This is a genomic window from Photorhabdus stackebrandtii, assembly GCF_011189495.1.
GTDB classification, from domain to species: Bacteria; Pseudomonadota; Gammaproteobacteria; order Enterobacterales; family Enterobacteriaceae; genus Photorhabdus; species Photorhabdus khanii.
Map to the genome: position 1 here is coordinate 1 of NZ_PUJV01000024.1, position 18,513 is coordinate 18,513.

Annotated in this window: 19 protein-coding genes and 3 pseudogenes; 11 read left to right on the plus strand and 11 right to left on the minus strand. The window is 36.9% G+C overall.

Features of this window, described 5'->3' with window-relative positions:
- Positions 1–430: 430 nt before the first annotated feature.
- Positions 431–1,108, minus strand: coding sequence for a hypothetical protein (locus C5470_RS16705; RefSeq protein WP_131818739.1), 678 nt, complete (start codon positions 1,106–1,108; stop codon positions 431–433).
- A gap of 517 nt (positions 1,109–1,625) precedes the next feature.
- On the opposite strand from C5470_RS16705, the gene C5470_RS16710 reads away from it, so the two are divergent.
- The 4 genes and pseudogenes from C5470_RS16710 to C5470_RS16725 all read left to right on the plus strand — a co-directional run bounded on the left by C5470_RS16710 (position 1,626) and on the right by C5470_RS16725 (position 2,802).
- The gene (locus C5470_RS16710) at positions 1,626–1,808 is read left to right on the plus strand and encodes a type II toxin-antitoxin system HicA family toxin (RefSeq protein WP_166290803.1); all 183 of its coding nucleotides are present in this window, start codon (positions 1,626–1,628) and stop codon (positions 1,806–1,808) included.
- 24 nt (positions 1,809–1,832) lie between these two features.
- Entirely contained in the window at positions 1,833–2,261 is a 429-nt protein-coding gene (locus C5470_RS16715; protein WP_036848114.1) for a type II toxin-antitoxin system HicB family antitoxin, read from the plus strand.
- 105 nt (positions 2,262–2,366) lie between these two features.
- A pseudogene (locus C5470_RS16720) lies at positions 2,367–2,528 on the plus strand (type II toxin-antitoxin system RelE/ParE family toxin); the annotation flags it as partial.
- Positions 2,518–2,802 (plus strand): helix-turn-helix domain-containing protein, encoded by a 285-nt coding sequence (locus tag C5470_RS16725; protein WP_166290804.1) that lies wholly within the window; start codon positions 2,518–2,520, stop codon positions 2,800–2,802. The pseudogene C5470_RS16720 and the gene C5470_RS16725, both read left to right, overlap by 11 nt.
- A gap of 49 nt (positions 2,803–2,851) precedes the next feature.
- On the opposite strand, the gene C5470_RS16730 is transcribed toward C5470_RS16725, so the two are convergent.
- Positions 2,852–3,223 (minus strand): hypothetical protein, encoded by a 372-nt coding sequence (locus tag C5470_RS16730; RefSeq protein WP_166290806.1) that lies wholly within the window; start codon positions 3,221–3,223, stop codon positions 2,852–2,854.
- 316 nt (positions 3,224–3,539) lie between these two features.
- Here C5470_RS16730 and C5470_RS16735 point away from each other — a divergent pair, with 316 nt between their 5' ends.
- The 4 genes from C5470_RS16735 to C5470_RS16750 all read left to right on the plus strand — a co-directional run bounded on the left by C5470_RS16735 (position 3,540) and on the right by C5470_RS16750 (position 8,023).
- The gene (locus tag C5470_RS16735; RefSeq protein ID WP_166290871.1) at positions 3,540–3,779 is read left to right on the plus strand and encodes a helix-turn-helix domain-containing protein; all 240 of its coding nucleotides are present in this window, start codon (positions 3,540–3,542) and stop codon (positions 3,777–3,779) included.
- 552 nt (positions 3,780–4,331) lie between these two features.
- Positions 4,332–5,702 (plus strand): phosphoethanolamine transferase, encoded by a 1,371-nt coding sequence (locus C5470_RS16740; protein ID WP_242688051.1) that lies wholly within the window; start codon positions 4,332–4,334, stop codon positions 5,700–5,702.
- A 272-nt stretch (positions 5,703–5,974) separates the two neighbouring features.
- Entirely contained in the window at positions 5,975–7,057 is a 1,083-nt protein-coding gene (locus tag C5470_RS16745; protein WP_166290808.1) for a glycosyltransferase, read from the plus strand.
- A gap of 33 nt (positions 7,058–7,090) precedes the next feature.
- A complete protein-coding gene (locus C5470_RS16750; protein ID WP_166290810.1) occupies positions 7,091–8,023 on the plus strand; it encodes a glycosyltransferase family 2 protein in 933 nt (310 codons plus the stop codon).
- 639 nt (positions 8,024–8,662) lie between these two features.
- Here the strand turns inward: C5470_RS16750 and C5470_RS16755 are convergent.
- On the minus strand, positions 8,663–8,902 hold the full coding sequence (locus C5470_RS16755; protein WP_036848469.1) for a helix-turn-helix domain-containing protein: 240 nt from the start codon (positions 8,900–8,902) through the stop codon (positions 8,663–8,665).
- A 19-nt stretch (positions 8,903–8,921) separates the two neighbouring features.
- Entirely contained in the window at positions 8,922–9,251 is a 330-nt protein-coding gene (locus C5470_RS16760) for a type II toxin-antitoxin system RelE/ParE family toxin (protein ID WP_166290873.1), read from the minus strand.
- Between the two features lie 636 nt (positions 9,252–9,887).
- On the opposite strand from C5470_RS16760, the gene C5470_RS16765 reads away from it, so the two are divergent.
- From C5470_RS16765 to C5470_RS16775, 3 genes are all read left to right on the plus strand, one after another.
- A complete protein-coding gene (locus tag C5470_RS16765) occupies positions 9,888–10,694 on the plus strand; it encodes a tail fiber protein (RefSeq protein ID WP_339916835.1) in 807 nt (268 codons plus the stop codon).
- Positions 10,694–11,320 (plus strand): tail fiber assembly protein, encoded by a 627-nt coding sequence (locus C5470_RS16770; RefSeq protein ID WP_166290812.1) that lies wholly within the window; start codon positions 10,694–10,696, stop codon positions 11,318–11,320. The genes C5470_RS16765 and C5470_RS16770 overlap by 1 nt, the downstream gene beginning before the upstream one ends.
- A gap of 919 nt (positions 11,321–12,239) precedes the next feature.
- Positions 12,240–13,373: a glycosyltransferase gene (locus C5470_RS16775; protein ID WP_166290814.1), complete on the plus strand. Its 1,134-nt coding sequence runs from the start codon at positions 12,240–12,242 to the stop codon at positions 13,371–13,373.
- Between the two features lie 10 nt (positions 13,374–13,383).
- Here C5470_RS16775 and rfaL read toward each other — a convergent pair whose 3' ends face one another.
- The 7 genes and pseudogenes from rfaL to C5470_RS16805 form a co-directional block, all read right to left on the minus strand.
- Entirely contained in the window at positions 13,384–14,601 is a 1,218-nt protein-coding gene (gene rfaL, locus C5470_RS16780; protein ID WP_166290816.1) for an O-antigen ligase RfaL, read from the minus strand.
- A 441-nt stretch (positions 14,602–15,042) separates the two neighbouring features.
- Positions 15,043–15,669 (minus strand): tail fiber assembly protein, encoded by a 627-nt coding sequence (locus C5470_RS16785; protein ID WP_166290818.1) that lies wholly within the window; start codon positions 15,667–15,669, stop codon positions 15,043–15,045.
- A complete protein-coding gene (locus C5470_RS23425) occupies positions 15,669–16,973 on the minus strand; it encodes a tail fiber protein (protein ID WP_166290820.1) in 1,305 nt (434 codons plus the stop codon). The genes C5470_RS16785 and C5470_RS23425 overlap by 1 nt, the downstream gene beginning before the upstream one ends.
- 450 nt (positions 16,974–17,423) lie before the next feature.
- Positions 17,424–17,623, minus strand: a pseudogene (locus C5470_RS23765) (addiction module antidote protein).
- A gap of 1 nt (position 17,624) precedes the next feature.
- The gene (locus C5470_RS23770) at positions 17,625–17,780 is read right to left on the minus strand and encodes a type II toxin-antitoxin system RelE/ParE family toxin (RefSeq protein WP_422631084.1); all 156 of its coding nucleotides are present in this window, start codon (positions 17,778–17,780) and stop codon (positions 17,625–17,627) included.
- The gene (locus C5470_RS23775) at positions 17,781–17,921 is read right to left on the minus strand and encodes a type II toxin-antitoxin system RelE/ParE family toxin (protein ID WP_157890149.1); all 141 of its coding nucleotides are present in this window, start codon (positions 17,919–17,921) and stop codon (positions 17,781–17,783) included.
- A gap of 128 nt (positions 17,922–18,049) precedes the next feature.
- Positions 18,050–18,157: pseudogene (locus tag C5470_RS16805) on the minus strand (IS5/IS1182 family transposase); the annotation flags it as partial.
- Positions 18,158–18,513 lie beyond the last annotated feature (356 nt).

Sequence of the window (18,513 nt, forward strand, 5' to 3'; positions counted from 1 at the left end):
ATCGACGCAGCAGTAAAGTTCTTCTAAATTAAACCTGCCTGAGGATCTCCACGATTTTGTTTTCTTTGACAAAAACTTTGATCGTGCCTCAGGCACTTAGTTCCCTTCTTAAGCAAACCTCAGGTTAATTAGCTTAACACATAAATCCCACGCATCTTAGAGCCTGCACCATCAAATGTTGGGGCTAAACAGTTGCGTTTTCATGGTCACCGTGGTTAATATATTTTCCCGCTCTTTCTCAGCTGCGATTACATGGTATTTATTAGATGGAAACATGGCACAATCGTCATTTTCGATTTTAAATTCATAATTACAGATCTAATCAAAACTGCCATCGAATTCAATACAATAAAAATCCTCTCTACTTTCTGACTCAGGGAATGTTTGAAAATGGTCTAAATTAATTTTTTGACAAAAATTTCCATTTTTATTACTCCAAAATATAAACTTTGACTGGTTGAACACCGCCCGCCCAGAATTCAATTTTACTACCATTCCCTGATACCCTCATCTCTGTTGAGTTATCCCCTCCAATAGCATAAATACCATCCCTGGACATACAGTAAAAAAAGAAAAAAATGCCATCTTCTCTCTCTAAAATTACCAGTTTACCCCAGATATTTTTTGCCAGATTTACTGGGGTTCTGGACGGTAACACTCCAGAATAAACAACAGTAAAAGATCGATCTTTTGGCTGATATCTTCCATCAGACTCCTGTTTTGTGTAGCTTTCTCCTCGAACGGAATAATTGCCTGTAGGCTGGTAATTCCCTTTTGGCTGATATTTATTATCAGATTCGGATTTATGGTATGCCCCCACATCCCCAGCAGAAGGCTTATTTTTTGTTGTATAGATATTAGTCCAATCTTCCTCGAACCCGTAACTATCGCGGGCAGAGCGATAAGCAATTCCAGAATTTCTGTTACCAACATGCAACTGAAATGCTGGACAACTCCCAATACCATCACTGAAATGAGCAATAAGCGCACTATAAGTAGAATAACTTAAGTTATATATTCCTGAAACAGCATTCCACGGAACACCATCTTTATAAGAATAACCCCCGCTACTACCTAATTTAAACGCCCCCACATCCCCGGCACTCAAACTGACATCCCCACTCAACGCCTTGTCATTAATTTTCCGGCTGCCCGGCACCGCATTCTTAGCTTGATTCACCGTTTCCACTAAACCAAGGTTTTCTGTAACCCGTTAACTGACAGTATTCTTTGTCAAGGCAGCCTGTTAAAGCATGAAACGGGATTTAGTATGGCAAAAACCGGGCATATTCACGTATCAATAAATGACCAACACGGAGATTTTGAGAGAAAGATATTAGCCATGAGGGAATTATGAGCTAATTTTGGGTGACAAATAAGCAAAAAATTAGCATTGTCTTGCTTTACCAACTCAGAAACTGCATCACAGCATATCCCAAGTAATACATTTTCCTCCAGGGGATTAGACTCCCTGAACTCTAGGCGTAGACCTGCCATAATGTCATATTTTTCAACATCATGTACTGGAAAATCTCTTAGCCATTATTTTGACATAGTTCACTTGAGATAAATAAATTCACTTCGTGTGTGTGTGTGTGTATATTAATCTCAGGTTGGGAGGATATATGAAATCAACTGACCTGATAAGAGAGCTGACTGCCGTTGGGTGTGAACTTAAAAGGCATAACGGAGGGAGTCACCAAATTTGGTGGTCACCTATAACCGGAAAGACGTTCCCAGTCCCGCATCCCAAAAAAGATCTGCCTATCGGTACCGTCAAATCGATAAAGAAAATGGCGGGGATTTAATCCCCGCCAACTTTGGAGGTCATCATGTTTTTCTCAGTAGGTGTTGAGTTGCCGAAAGACGAAAATACAGCGTATGGTCTGGTTATTCCTGCGCTGTGTACCGAAGATTATGGCTGTTTCTCTGCTGCTGATAATAAAGAAGATATTGCGATAATGGCGCGTGAGGCTATCTTGTTAACAGTAGAAGACAGGGTCGCAAACAGCAGAGCCGTTGAACACATTCAGGATGCCGGCTATTTGGTTTATGCAAAAAACACAGAATATCAATACGTTGATAGCTGGTTTGTTATCGATGTTGATTTATCTGAGTTTTCTGGAAAACAGCAGCGTATTAATATCTCACTACCTGATACACTCATTCAGCGTATTGATAATCGCGTCAAAGAAAGTCCGGCACAATATCGAGACAGAAGTCACTTTTTGGCAGAAGCGGCAAGACATGAACTCAGTTAACACTCTGGTGCATGGATGCAACAGAGTGTTAAAACGTGTTCAATAGATCCCCTGCAATAATAAAGCTCGAATCATAAATGCCACGCCATCTTCGTGGATCAGTAAATAAGAGTTGGCAATAAAGACATTACCCGGACCATTCTTGCTTATGCCACTGGCCGACGAATTTACATACTCCGTACATTTATCAAGAAAACACTAAAAACCCCAGCGTCAGAAATAAAACTGGCATTGCAAAGATTAGAGGAGATGACAAATGAAAGTTAAAGGCATTCCTTGGTCAGAGGTCAGGGCGCAAGCCCTTTCATCCCCCGGAGCTCAGGCTGCTTATGAAGCAGCCAAGCAGGAAGAGGAACTCTACGAGCTGATACAGAGTATGAAAAACAGGGCGGGTATTAACAGTTCACAGTTAGCCGAAAGATTGGGAATTACCCCACCGGCAGTAGCTAAGGTTGAAAAAAAACCGATGAAAGCCAGTGTTGCAACACTTGAACGCTATGCGGCGGCGTGTGGCGTCAACCTCAAAATTAGTATAGTTTAACTGCTGCCCGTCTCTTGGATATTAACTAAGAGTTCGGGCATTTTACTAATCAATGAACCCCCTCGTATTTCTTATTCACAGTGCGTATTTTTCCGGCTATTGCGTTTAAATTTTCTGAATTAAAGGTGCGCCGATATTGCTGTGTGTGGCTTGCCGTCGCTTTTGCTAATTCGTCAGCCACATTAAGAATATTGCTCAACAGAGTTAACATATTGATGCTGTTGCTACCCAATGGAACCGACGAACCGAATTCATGCACGCTTGCAACACTTCTGCGGATATCGGTAATTTTCTCTATCAGTGCACCTCCCACCGTTTTTTCGTCATTTTGACCAATGGCACCAACGCGCTGTTGTTGCGACCATTCGCCGGGCTTAATGCTCGGTAATGCCTGTTCAATTTGCAATGTTTGTCTGATCATAGGCTTATCAGGTCAGCCATCCGCGAAACTAATTTCAACCAGCTTACCTGCGGCAGGATACTGAAATAATCCACTCGCGACGACGACAAAGGTACCGCTTTATATTCTGGTGTATCCGATGCTAATACTACAGCCGTAGATACCAGAAAGTTGCATTTTCCTTGATGCTCACAACCCTGAGAAATTATATGAATTAAACTTTTCTATGAATGTCTCTTCTGTTGAAAAAGGAAGTAGTACGGCTGTAGTACCAAGAGAAGATTAGAGGAAATCAAACGTGAAATTGAAAACACATAACAAATTACACGCTGAATGGATGAAAGACCCGGAGTATCGGGCAACATACGAAGCAGAAGAGCGAAAAGAAAAATTACAGGCGCTGTTAGCTGAATGGCGTCACAATGCAGGCATCACGCGCGCCCAAGTAGCAGAACGTATGGGGGTTAAGCCGCCGACTGTCTCTCGCATGGAAAGCAATATCAATAAGGCCAGCATAGATACCCTTGCACGCTATGCCCGAGCTTGTGGTGTCGAAAAACTCCAAATAACACTTTAATTTTAGCCATATCCCCCGGTATCTTTATCGTGAAGTTTGATGAAAATACTGGGCGAAAGATGAGAAGGCTTACCCGATTGCTATCAGTTGCAGGGGATCAATATAGGCATTGGTGAGTTCAATTGCAGAATAATCATCCCCTTTTTAACTATATTTTTTATAACTCATTAATTCACAGCGATCATTGTAAAGTCGGCTTTTTAAAATATTAAATGGGACTAAATACGGCAAGAGTTAGCCTATATCCGTGTATTTAATAATTATCTTATTTACTTTACCCCTCTGCTGTGATTTATTAACGCATGGTGTAAATTGAGAATCTATATTGATGTTTATACACTGTGTGGGGTTTTGTATATTATAGGTAAAGTATTCAGGTTTAAAGTATCAAAGATAAAATAATTATATTGCTCTTATTCACATGATGAAAAATACATAGTATAGTATTAGTAGAAAATCTGTCTGAATGAAGAAATTGAATCTCAGTTTTTCTTGTTTTTCGAAAGCTAAACTACTTTTTACCACTACACGATGTTCTATTGATATATTAATATGAAACTTACAAAATCCCACCTAATCAAGCTATTACCAGTTATTGCACTATTCGCTTTTTGCCTTTTAGCTCATATAGCTTTAGGCTATCGCTTAAAAATAGCGTATGTATTCGCTATATTCTTTATTTTTCTATTACTAAACAAGGTTACTATAGTCTATAGAACTCTTCTGATTGTCCTTGGTATAGCAACTCTCGTTTATGCTCCTATTGGGCTTACATATGGATCACCAAACTTCAATTCGATTCTTTCATTATTTTATACAAACGAACAAGAAACCAGTGAGTTTATCTCTTCTATTCCAATTGGATATTATCTTTTTAGTGCGCTTATCTTGATATTTTGTCTTTTATCGCTAAAGGTAAGCATTAATTTATATAAAAAGATTAATGTTTTTCTATTTTCTTTTATATTAATCACAATAATTCACCACCCTTTAAAATCCTTTATAGAGGGCAAAGAATTTAATATCTTTGACTCAGGTCTTCCTGAAATCAGAGTAGTCAAAGATGTCACTATAAACTTTATAAGGGTAAAAAATGAATATAAAAAAATGCAGGAAATATTGAGAGAGAAAGATACATGGGGAGCAGTATCAACACAGTCAAAATATAACACTTACGTCGTTGTTATTGGGGAGAGTGTGCGTAGAGATTTTATGAATGCATATGGGTTCCCGATACACAATACGCCTTTTATGAGCACTGCGAATGGGACGCTTTTTACAAATTATATCTCAGCAGGCCCATCAACCCAGATATCACTGGCAAGCTCACTAGCAATGGTCAAAGATGGTAAAGAGATTTTAAGCAATAATATTGTTACACTGGCGAAAAAAGCTGGCTTTTATACCTATTGGATATCAAATCAAGGTTCGATGGGGTTATTTGATACTCCGGTTGCCAGTATGGGAGCAAGAGCCGATTCTCCATTGTTTATTAAAAAAGGCGAATCCAGTTCTGGTCTTAACAGAAGTATGCCTGATACAAATATAATACCCATTGTGAAAAAAGTCCTAGAAGATAAGAAAGACAAAAAATTAATTGTTATCCATTTAATGGGATCACACTCTCCTGCTTGTACCCGAACAAATTATGAATACAAAGTGTTTTTTAAGTCAGAGCAGATTTCTTGCTATATACAGAGTATTGAAAACATTGATAACTTATTGTCAATAATTACTGATGAAGTGCAGAAAAATGAGAATGATTGGTCTTTGATGTATTTTGCTGATCATGGCGTTTCTTTCTTTGAGAAAAATACTGAGAAGATGAGGCTTGCTCATAATGATAAATATAAGCAAAATTACCAGGTCCCCATGTTTATTACATCTTATGATGATACATCACGGAAAGTTATTAATGCTTAAAGAAATTCAATGAATTTCTTAACACTATTTTCAGAATGGACAGGTATCAAAGAGCCTACAATACTTGAAAATTGTAAAATGTTGTCTAATGAAATATGTGAAAACCAAGATAATGTTTTGAATTTTAGTAATAACATCATGAAATACAGCTCATTGCCATCAGATGAAATTCCTAAATAAACTCCATACTGCGAAAAATACAAACAGAATTTGTGTTGAGCCTGATTTTTAGATAAAATTAACAGGTAATAATGACAAGATTAGACTAACTTATGAAAGCTAAAAAAATTGTTCTTGTAGCCTACGATATGCCGGGCTTCGGAGGAAGGGAAACTGTATGCAAAAAATTAGTGGCTCTATTGTCAAAAGAGAGTCTACAATTAGATATCAGTTTTCTTTTTATTAATGATATCCGCCAGGAATCTGTTGAAATAGATGATGGATGGTTAAATGGAATGTCGTTTCACCGCATCCACTCTGGGATATATAATACAAAGGTTCGCAGAATACACTTTGCCTTTTCATTCTCTAAATTTATGAGAAAAGAAAAGCCGGATATCGTTATTGCAATAGATCCGCTAAGTTGCTATATAACAAGTTTGGCGAAAAAATTAATTTTTTCTAAAACCCCTATATTCTCATGGATTCACTCTTCTCTTGATCAATTGTATAAAAATATTTATGTAATAAAAGCCGATTATCACCTGTCTATTAGTTCAGGTATAACTCAGCAACTTATTGATAGAGGTGTTAATCCAGATAAAATTTTTACTATTTTTAACCCTGTTTCTCAGAAAAGCGAAACTATCCCTCGACCAAGTGGGAATATAACCAAATTTCTATATGTAGGCAGATTAACCGATGATGATAAGAATATTAGTGGTATGTTTAAGGCATTATCGCAAGTTCATGGTGATTGGGAATTAAATATTGTTGGCAGCGGTCGTGATGAAAAAATATTACGTAGCGTAGCGGACCGTCTAAATATAACTAGCAATATAATATGGCATGGGTGGCATAATGAGCCATGGCATTATATTATCGATGAAATTAAAGAAATTACAGTTCTGTTATTAACCTCAAACTTTGAGGGATTCCCTATGGTATTAGGAGAAGCTAATGCTCAAGGTATATACTGTATAAGTTCTGATTGCAAAACTGGCCCTGCTGATATCATAAAAGATGAAATTAATGGTGAGCTATATCCTGTTGATAAACCCCATGAATTAGTAATTAAATTACAGAATATAATTAACGGAAAAAAACTAACTGATAACCGTACAATAAAAATGTCAATTTCCAATTTATATGATTTAAACTTTTTAAAAAGAGTGAAATCAGCACTTAATATTTAATGGCGTCAGTCAGATAATACAAGGGAGAGAATAATGCAAGGTTCACGTTTACATTTTGACAAAAAGCTATCAATCATAGTTGCAGCACATAACTTAGAAGATTTAATAGGAAGATGCTTAGAAAGTATAAAAAATTGCCTATGCAAAGTTTCTTCTGATGATTATGAGGTTTTGCTGATAGATGACAGTTCTTCTGATTCAACTCCATCAATCTTAAAAAAATTCTCAAAGGAAAATGAATCCTTTATTTATATAAGAAAGGAATTTAGGAGCTTAGGAAAAGTAAAAAAATATGCGGTAGAAGTAAGCAATGGAGAATATATAACATTCGTTGATGGTGATGATTTTTTGTCTGATTTCTCTATGAGAGAAATTTTAGATTTCTTGGCATATAAGAAACCAGATATGCTTATTAGTAAGTTAAATGAAGTAAGAAAAGAGTCAGACATAATAGAAAGATCAAAATTACTGTCCTCAGTAGAACTCCATAGAGACACAGCAATAAAAGAATTTTTAATTCATAAGAAGTTTCAGGCACATTCAATAGGGAAGTTTTTCAGGAAGGAATTATTTTTTGGGAATAATTTCCCTGAAGTCTCTTGTTATGAGGATGCATTGTCATTTCCTTTGTTATTGGCCAAGTGTAATAACATTCATTATACTGAGATGAAATACTATAATTATGTAAAAAGGGAAGGAAGTCTTTCTAATTCAATTAATGAAATTAAAGTAAATATAATGGCAGAGGTTATCTTAATAAATGATAAAACTTTCGGGAAGAAGTTTAGGAATCTTACAGCTTGCCATGCTATAGAGCTTATCTATAAGTTCGGAGATAAATTATCAAATGAATATTCTGACTCTGTCTACAAGATAGTAAAAAATCTGTCTACATTAAGTTTCATATTAGATCCTAATGTTCGATTTAGTTTTAAAAGAAAATTTATGAAGATAAGAAAGAAATAGAATTTTAAATGGTGGGAAACTCCACCATTTCTTTCATTAAGGGATGAATTTGATATTATATCTGTAAGCAAATGTTATCATTCGTAATATTGGGCTTCATAACTATGAAGCCATTGATATGTTGATCCACGAAAACAGAGCGGTGCTTATGATTCGAGTTTTATATTCATACGATATTATAGGAGATTAATTGCACACTTCTTAACACTATAATATAGTGCACGATTGAAATAATGAATCCATAAACAAAATTGACCTTTTATTTAAATGTACTTACAAATTAATGCCTTCCAACTTAAAAGGGACATGAATATTTGAACTGATATTTCACAATGAGGGGTAAACGATACTGTCGTTTGAAAAGCTGGAAGCTAAGGGAAGAAGAATTTATATACTCCGAACTGATCCAAAGCATGCAACAGAAAGCAGGTATTAACAGTTCGTAGCTAGCCGAATGACTAGGAATTACCCCATCGGCGGTAGTTAAGGTTGAAAAAAACAATGAAAGCTAATTGCGGCACTTGAGCACTATGTAACAGCCTGTGCCGTAAACCTAAAACGTAATACGTTAATCCTAATGCCCAGTATCTTAATCAAAATTCACGATAAAGATACCGGGGGATAGGGATATGGCTAAAATTAAAGTGTTATTTGGAGTTTTTCGACACCACAAGCTCGGGCATAGCGTGCAAGGGTATCTATGCTGGCCTTATTGATATTGCTTTCCATGCGAGAGACAGTCGGCGGCTTAACCCCCATACGTTCTGCTACTTGGGCGCGTGTGATGCCGGCATTGCGACGCCATTCAGCTAGCAGCGCCTGTAATTTTTCTTTTCGCTCTTCTGCTTCGTATGCTGCCTGGTACTCCGGGTCTTTCATCCATTCAGCATGTAATTCGTCATGCGTTTTCAATTTCACGTTTGATTTCCTCCAGTCTTCGCTTAGCTAGCTCGATTTCGTTTTTTGGTGTCTTTTGGGTTTTCTTAATGAAGATACGGAGCATATAGATCTTGCTACCCACCGCATAAACCCAAATGCCGCGAGCGATGTCGTTACCCATTGTGCGGATCTCGTAAAGCCCGTCACCAAGGGGTTTTGTATCCGGCTCCCGCAGGATACGCGGATTTTCCTCCAGTTTTTTAACCAGCCGGTCATACTTCACTTTTGTGAGTTTCGGTAATCTATCGGCTTCCCTGGCTGCTTCATCATGATAAATAACTTTAAACACTCTTTTTCCTCCTGAGATGAATATTAGCATTTAAGCTAAATTACCTCAAAGGCTAATTTTATAAGAAAATGCATAGAATCCATGATGGAATGAGCAATGACAAAAGCAGTCATTACACCGTACCTGCTTGCCCAGTTTGGCGCTTAAAAATCTTGCATAAATTTTATGCAAAAATCACAGATCCAGACAGTGCCAGTATTGATGAAAGGAGAAACAGAAAAGCCAGATATTGCAAGTAATTGAGGAAGAAAAAAGTTTTTGTAAAACTCTTCACAGGAAGAACACAAAAGTAAAGAGTGGAGTATTAATGTATGGAGTGTAATGTCGCTTATCTTCTTAAGAATTTGGAAGGTAGAAAGTCGTATGATCTACGAAAGTACATCATGCAAATCCGCCGATTTATCACTCAAAATATGTTCATAATTCCATCACGGTTAATATCTTTCTCTCAAAATCGCCATGTTGGTCATTTATTGATACGTGAATATGCCCGATTTTTACCATACTAAATCCCGTTTAATGCTTTAACAGGCTGCCTTGGCAAAGATTGCTGTCAGTTAACGGGTTACAGAAAACCTTGGTTTAGTGGAAACCGTCAATTTGGCTAAGGGGGCGTACCCAAAATCTGGCGGGGTCGTGAACGGGAATGTGGACGCAACCGGATATGTAAAATCCGGAGACACTGCCGATGTTGTATCCGGGCAAGACATATGGGCGAAAAGATATATCTACGAGAGTGGGCTGCGTGTTTATAGTCCGAATAATAAACCTACTGCCGGGGATGTGGGGGCATATCCAAAATCTGGAGGGACTGTTAATGGGAGTGTGGTTGCAGATCGTGTTTCTGCGCGGGATGGAAACGAGATACACATGCTTGGCATGCGACAAGGGAAAGCATGGTTGGATTATTGGGATGGAAATCGTTGGGCTGGAGAGATTTATCATCCCAAAAAGTCAGGTATATTAGCTACTCTTGATGATATTGACGCAGCAAGTAACATCCCAGTCGGTGCCCCCATCCCGTGGCCGCAGCCCAATCCCCCATCAGGTTACCTAATATGCAACGGCCAAGCATTTAATAAATCCACATATCCACAATTAGCGGCAGCATACCCATCAGGAAGATTACCGGATTTACGCGGTGAATTTATCCGCGGTTGGGATGATGGGCGTGGTGTGGATAGTGGTCGTGGGATTTTGAGTTTGCAAAATCAACAGGTTCAGTTTCATTCTCATCTTGCCGGCCATGGCGGACGAGGACAAGGAAGTTTCGGTATAACAAAGGCGTGGGCATACCCAGGCTCATACCATGATGATTCGAAACAAGCATTACCGTTTACAAACAATGGTAGTGATTTTGATGGATTTACAAACAACGGTGCTGTCGGTGCAGAAACCCGCCCCCGCAACATCGCATTTAACTACATAGTGAGAGCAGCATAATGACAGAACAAAAATACTCTTTAGAACCAGAAACGGCAGTATTGGGTAAAGATGGTTTAGCCGAGAAAGCCGGTTGGATAAATGTTTACCATACTAATCAGATGACAAAAGAATTTACAGGTGCTGATATTGAATACTTAATGTTGGGTGTCAGCGTATCAGCGGGTGCTTATCCCGATGCGCCAGAGCTACCGACGTCTGATGATTTGGCCGTTTGTCGCAGTGAAAACGGTGAGTGTTGGGAAACTGTCCCAGACTATCGCGGAAAAATTGCTTACAACAAGCAAACTCGGGCACAGCAAGAAGTGACTGAGCTGGGTAAATTACCAGAAACCCTGACCTTCAAACAACCTGCAACTCATTTCGATAAGTGGACCGGTAAAGAGTGGGTAACTGATAAAGACGCTCTGAAAGTAAGTCAGGTTAAACAGGCAGAGCAGCAACGTGCCACACTTTGCCAACGAGCTAATGAGGCCACTACTTTATTACAATATGCTGTCGAGACTGAACTGGCCTCAGAAGAAGAAAAAGCACAACTCCTGAACTGGAAAAAGTATCTGGTATTACTGAGCCGTGTTGATACTTCACTAGCGCCTGATATTGAATGGCCCAAGATACCAGAATGATAACAATAAGGGCTGCCTATGCAGCCTGATGACAATAATAAAACATCCTATTTAGTCTGTCTCCTCTGAGATTATTCCCACCTATTATGCTGCCATTTCGTAGTCCACCGAGGTAGATCACTTTAATTTTACAGGCTCAGTATTCTGCCGATTGGTTGTAGGTTACACCATCTGATTTTACATTCTTAATCTCAAACCGGAGTTTGAGATGTTTATTCAATTCTACAGTAGGAGCATAGACAACACCTTTTTCTGTTAACTATTCCATTTAATTCTAATACTGACAGGCTGAATATGAAGATCCACGCAATAGATAGTAATTCTCAGGGATCGCAGTTATCAATTTCTTTCTTGTTTGTGTAAAACAAGAAAGAATAGAACTAAAGTACAGATAACCATATGTCAGCCTGATAAGGACATAAGGGCGACTACGGAAGAAAGGACTCCATAAATAAGATAATCACCCCAAAAAAACAGAGGGAACTAAAATCCAATTTTTATCTAGCTAAACTCTTCTCTATAACTTATTATGTATCCTTACGTTATGTAATTTAGAATAAGCTGATATCTCGGTAAAGCAGAGATTGTAAACGGGTAAGTTCTGAGTACTCTTTAGTAACTTAACCATCAATTATGCAAAAATATGATAAGAATACATAGTGTAGTAAATAAGAGGTTTATCAATTCACATGCCTCTGATTTTCAACAGTTAAGCAAACAACGCTATCGGGGAGACAGGCCCCCAATAGTAAGTGCTGACTACGTAATAGGGCAAAATAAAAATGCTGTGAAATATGAAGGTATATTTATATCTCATTAGCCCCAGTCTGGATTCAGCCCCTATGCCACTTATAATAATGAAATAAAAGTATCTAAATATTTATGAATTGACTATGATTATCAAAGAGGAAATATTATTATGAAAAGAATTATATTTGTAGCTCCAGAATTTCACTCTATCCCTCCTACCTACTCGGCTGCTGTTGAATGGTGGATTTATAATGTGGCAAAAAAATCAAACGTTAAAAATATAATAATTTGTAAGGGAGAGCGCAATGAAAGAAAAATAGAAATAATAAATGAGACATCTACCATATATAGAGTTCACATTAGTAGTATTTACAAAAGAGTATTTAAAAAATGGACTGGGTTAGATCCATTTCCTTATAGTAAAAGAATAGCCTCAAAAGCTTATCAGATAAGTAAAAAAAGTGACTCGATATTAATAGTTCATAACTCTATTAGATTGTATAACGAAATAAAAGAGTATTATCCGGAAGAATTAATGATTCTTCACATGCATAATAAACAAAATACAGAACACCTTGATTTCAAAACAAAGTTAATTACACCAAGTGTTTTTTTAGCCGATTTTTTTAAAAAAGAAGTTCCCGGTATTAATGTAAAGGTAGTTCCTAATGGTATTAGTAAAAGCATGTATGATTCTAGTGAATGCTGGAATAGAGGAAAGTTTAACTTACAAGATAAAGATACTATTATTCTTTATGCAGGAAGGTTAGATAAAGGTAAAGGTGTCCTTGAACTAATGGAATCAATAACCATATTGAAAAATACAATAAAAAATATAAAATTACTTATTGTAGGAGATTATGAAAATAAGAAGAAAGGAGATCGTGAATATTATAGAAAAAAAGTCATTGAACAAGCTAAAAAGATGAATTCATTCTGTATACTTGCGGGAAATATTTCTCCTAAAAATATGCATAAAATCTATCCACTAGCCAACTTAACAGTAATTCCATCATTAGCGGATGAAGCTTTCTGCATGGTAGCTTTAGAATCAATGGCCAGTGGAACTCCTGTTCTTGTAAGCCCTAGAGGTGGAATAAAAGAATTTGTTATACATAATAAAACGGGTTTCCATTTGAAAGAACCTTTATCTGTTGAGAGTATTTCCTTAGATATTAATGAGACACTAAATGATCCAAATATGAAAATTATTGCCAATCAAGCTAAATTAATTGCACTTAATAGCTACGATTGGGAAAACATCAGTAATAAACTTTTAGATGTTTTAAATGAATGGTTATAGAATAAAGCCGTCAACTAAGACGGCTATCATTATTAGCTATAACTGACATTAAAAATCCCAGATAAACACCTAATATGTTTAAGTGAACGCTTTCGAAATTACCTCTAACGATAAAATATCCAATAAAAGAAACCACTAGCATGATTGAAGCTTGCTTTGTGTATTTGTTTTTACTTAGAACTAATATCGCCGCCTCTTTTATATATGTAAATACAAGATATAAAAAGGATAAAATTCCAATAATCCCTGATGAAAACCAAACTGTAAGATATATATTATGTGGGCCTAATGAGTTTTCAAATGTCCATTCTTTATGATTAACGACATTACTATTATATACAGAATCGTATATTTTATTTCCCGCACCATACCCCCAAATAGGATTCTCTAATATTAACGTTAAAGCAGAACCTTGAGTGCCATTTTTATATCTATGGCTGCTGTCTAGTTGCTCCATTTTTGTTAAAAGTAAAGATTTATTATTATCTTTTTCTAATTTTATTATCGAGAAAATGGCAGTTCCCAAGATTAATGTGATTATGAATATTTTCCAATCTCTATTTAATAACAAAATAAGTATATACATGGAGAAAACAGCAAGCCAAGCACCTCTAGAAAGAGTTCCTAGTAATGCAAATAATACTAAAATAGAAAATAATATTATACTTAGCAGTCTAAAATAGTTATTTTTTTTAATAAGATACCAAATAGATAGTAAAACAGGAAAGAAAAACACAATGCCATCCGAGACACTTCTATGATTATAATTAGAAAATGGCATTATATTATCTTTGTAATCCATGCAATATAAATAAATTTCTTTTGAAGTTATCAGAAATAACCCTATAAAAAAACCACATAAGATCATTTTATTTATTTTTAGGTTATCCTCTTTATATAACAAAAAAAATATTAAAATAGAAACAAAGAATACATCTCTAAAGAATGGCGTCTTCATTTCATTGAAACTAAGTTCAGGATTTTTCGATATAAAAATAGAATAAATTACTGCAAAAGCAAAAAAACACAGTGCAAAAAATATTTTATTCCTTAATGCGCCAAAGTATATTTTGGGGTTTTTATATAGATAAAAAATTGATGTTATTAGCATCAATATAAGAAAAAGGTTCTTATATCTGGTAACACCAGTTAGATAGATAAGAGAAACGTAGCTTCCAACTAAAAAAGTACTCCATGATATATTTTTCTTTACTAATTCCGTAATCATTGGTAATTCCAAAACGTAGTTTATCAATATTATTATCTTAATACATAACTCAATAAAAAGACAAAATTTTTATGTATTCTCAAACAATACATTAGCATTTATTCTGAATTTCATTGCCAAATATTTGAGGTCATTCTATGGTCAAATTTTTTAGTACTACAGCTAAGAAACTAGGAATTTACGTTTTTTCTGATGTTCGAGGAACTGAAAAACCGCATGACTTAACGCTTTCCTGATAAGTGTGCACTCGGTTAAGAAAAGAAATACAACCATAATCATGACTACCAACTCAGTTCCTATCTTATTTTTTAATGTAACAAATGCCTCTCTCAAACGCTGTGACTGTCAATGTGGTATTACGCATAAGCCGCATAAAATGAAAAATGTGCCATGTAAATTAAAAAAACTTGGCACACCGTGCATTTTATTAAGATACGTGATTTATTTTGGCATCTCCGGCCATGTAATATCAGGAGCCAATGAGGTATCTACGCGGCTTAACAATACTAAATATTTTTTCCACTCAAGCAACAGCACCTTTTCTTCCTCAGAGGCTAATGCAGTATCAACAGAGTATTGTAGTAACATAACGGTTTCATTTGCATGTTGATATAGTATGATACGCTGCTGTTTTGCCTGATCAATCTGGCTGGCTTTCAGAACAGCTTCATCAATTACCCATTCTTTACCGGTCCACTTGTCAAAATGGGTATTGGGTTGCTTAAACGTTAGCGTATCGGGTAACTCACCGATTTCTGTTATCTCACGTTTTTGACAAGTTTGGGTATCGTAAGCTGTCTTTCCTCGATAATCCGGTAAGATTTCCCAATACTTTCCATCTGTGCTACGGCAAATCGCTTCATCATGGGAACCAGGTAGCTCTGGAGCATCAGGATAAGCCCCGGCTGATAGACCGATACCGAGCATCAGATATTCAATATCAGCGCCGGTAAACTCCCTTGTCATTTGATCGGTGTGGTAAACATTTATCCAACCGGCTTTAGATGCCAGTCTGTCTTTGCCTAATTCTGCCATTTCTGGTTCTAAAGAGTATTTTTGTTCTGTCATTATGCTGCTCTCACTATGTAGTTAAATGCGATGTTGCGGGGGCGAGTTTCTGCACCAACAGCACCATTGTTTGTAAATCCATCAAAATCACTACCGTTGTTTGTAAACGGTAATGCTTGTTTCGAATCATCATGGTATGAGCCTGGGTATGCCCATGCCTTTGTTATACCAAAGTTTCCTTGTCCTCGCCCGCCATGGCCGGCAAGATGAGAATGAAACTGAACTTGTTGATTTTGTAAGCTTAAAATGCCACGACCACTATCCACACCGCGCCCATCATCCCAGCCACGGATAAATTCACCACGCAAATCAGGCAGTGTTCCTGATGGGTAGGCCACCGCTAATTGTGGATATAGGGATTTATTAAATGCTTGGCCATTGCATGTTAGGTAACCTGATGGGGGATTGGGTAACGGCCATGGAATTACAGCGCCAGTTGGATAGATATCGTTTTCTTTTCCAGATAATAAATAAGAGTAAACTCTCCCCTTAACCGCTCCTGTAGGAACTTCTGATAACTCTGCTATCTTCAATAATTGATTAACAGTCGCATTATCTGATACAAAAGCATTTAAAATTATGTTTTGAGCAAAAGGGCCAATGAATATATAAATGTCATAGTTATCACCAGATGTATTAACAGTTGCCAAGTCAGTAGGGGCACGATCACTAGTTGTGTACATCACCGCATTGATTCCGGCTGGATATCCATTTCCTGTTCTTAAAACCATATTAGTGATAGCGCATTGGTCAAAACTGCCTACGTTGTACCCGGAACCGCCAGCGATATTAATATTGATAGTGCTCATAACTTTCATTGTGACTTCAGCGATTTTCACCCAAGCTGACGATTGAATTGTCAGATCATGGGTATATTGTTTACCTGACACCGCCCCAACATCCTCAGCAGAAGGCTTATTTTTCGTACTATATTGAATAGTCCAGGGCAAGTATTGCCCCGGCCCACCCCATGTTTGTCGCGTCGCGATATCGCCTTGATGGGAATAATATGTTTGATGAATTTGCTGATCATTATTTTTAAATACAACAAGAAATCCATACGAGTAAATTTTCACGCCGTTATAAGCAGGTAAATCAGTTACAGAATTAGGATTAGCGATATATACAATATAGATACCATTTTCATTTGCGTCCGAGAATCGGCCATTATTGGTTACACCAAAGAGTACTCCCGGAAAAGCCCCCACATCCCCGGCACTCAAACTGATATCCCCAGTCAACGCCTTGCCGTTCACTTTCCGGCTGCCCGGCACCGCATTTTTAGCTAAATTGACGGTTTCCACTAAACCAAGGTTTTCTGTAACCCGTTAACTGACAGTATTCTTTGTCAAGGCAGCCTGTTAAAGCATGAAACGGGATTTAGTATGGTAAAAATCGGGCATATTCACGTATCAATAAATGACCAAAATGACGATTATGAAAAGCAATATTGGATTCGGTTGAATTTCGGTCAGTTTTCGTTTAGAAAACAACCTAAAATAAATCACATATATTGGTAAACTATGGGGTATTCCAATTCACGGGAAGTGTTATAACCAGAATCAATTAGAGAGTTACCTAGGGGCTGTTGACGTTTCGTGTACATCTTATGGAGCCCAGTTATGAGAGCTTAACTGAATGCCATTGTCCGGCTTACAACCCCTGAAGGCAAAGTGAGGGGTGGGCGCAAGCCCAAAATGACCAGCAGCAAGATCGAATCGGCCAAGAAGCTATTGACCAGCATCAGAACACACTTAGTGTGCTTTATAAATACTCTCTCTACTCATTCCGACTTGTTTTGATAGCTGGCTGATATTTTTTGCTCTTGCGATATTGCCTAATGCAATAAATATTTAGTATCATTTTCCTCTATCGCTGCATTTAAATAGGTTTGAATATCTTCATCATCATTTAAAAACTCAGTAACATCAAACTCTTTAAGCTCTTTATTCATGTCAAAATCCCCATTCTTTAGCTATTTCTTTCGCTTTTTTGATATCTTGTTGTTGTGTATTTTTATCGCCACCACAAGGCAACAAAACTATTTCATTATTCCTATTAGCAAAATATATCCTGTATCCCTTCCCTTGATGAATTCTTAATTCTGACATTCAACTCCCAACAGGTTTTGCATCTCCGAAATTACCTTCTTTCATTCTATCAATTCTTATAATGATTTTTGCTTTTGTGGTTTTGTCTTTCAAAGATTTTAACCATCTCTCTACTTCGGGCGTTCGATTTACTTTAATCATTTTACCCCTCATTTATTTCTATAATACAACCTTTTGTGTTGTCAACCGCAGTTAACAGTTTTAACGGCTTTCTGGGTGTTTCATTTAAAAATTCTTCTCAAAACGTCAATAGCCCCTATAAAATATCGTCATGAGATTTGTAGCCAGAGCGCGAGACAACGGATCTGAACAGCGGCGAGGAAAGATTGACTATTTCTCGCATATCGTGTTGCTATACCACGCCAGCGTTTAAGATATTGACGAAGATAAAACCACGATAGCTGCACCAGTTAAAATTTTCGATATTGTCATGTTACAGGCTCCTTTAATGAAATTATTTGAAACCTCATCAAGTGATTTTTGTGAGCTAACTATCATCCATAAGATCGTCTTCATAGGATATTAAGTTAATAATTTCTTCTGCAAATCGTTATTTTGGTTATTACTTGACTCATGGATATGCTGATTTCTATCACATCTAATACGTATAGAGGATATTTTTATAGATATTAACAGGTGTTGCTTGATTACATAAAATATTTATTTTCTCCATTAATTAGTTGTTATCTTGAATCCTTAGTGTCGTAAGTATAATTCGTATTTTATATTTATC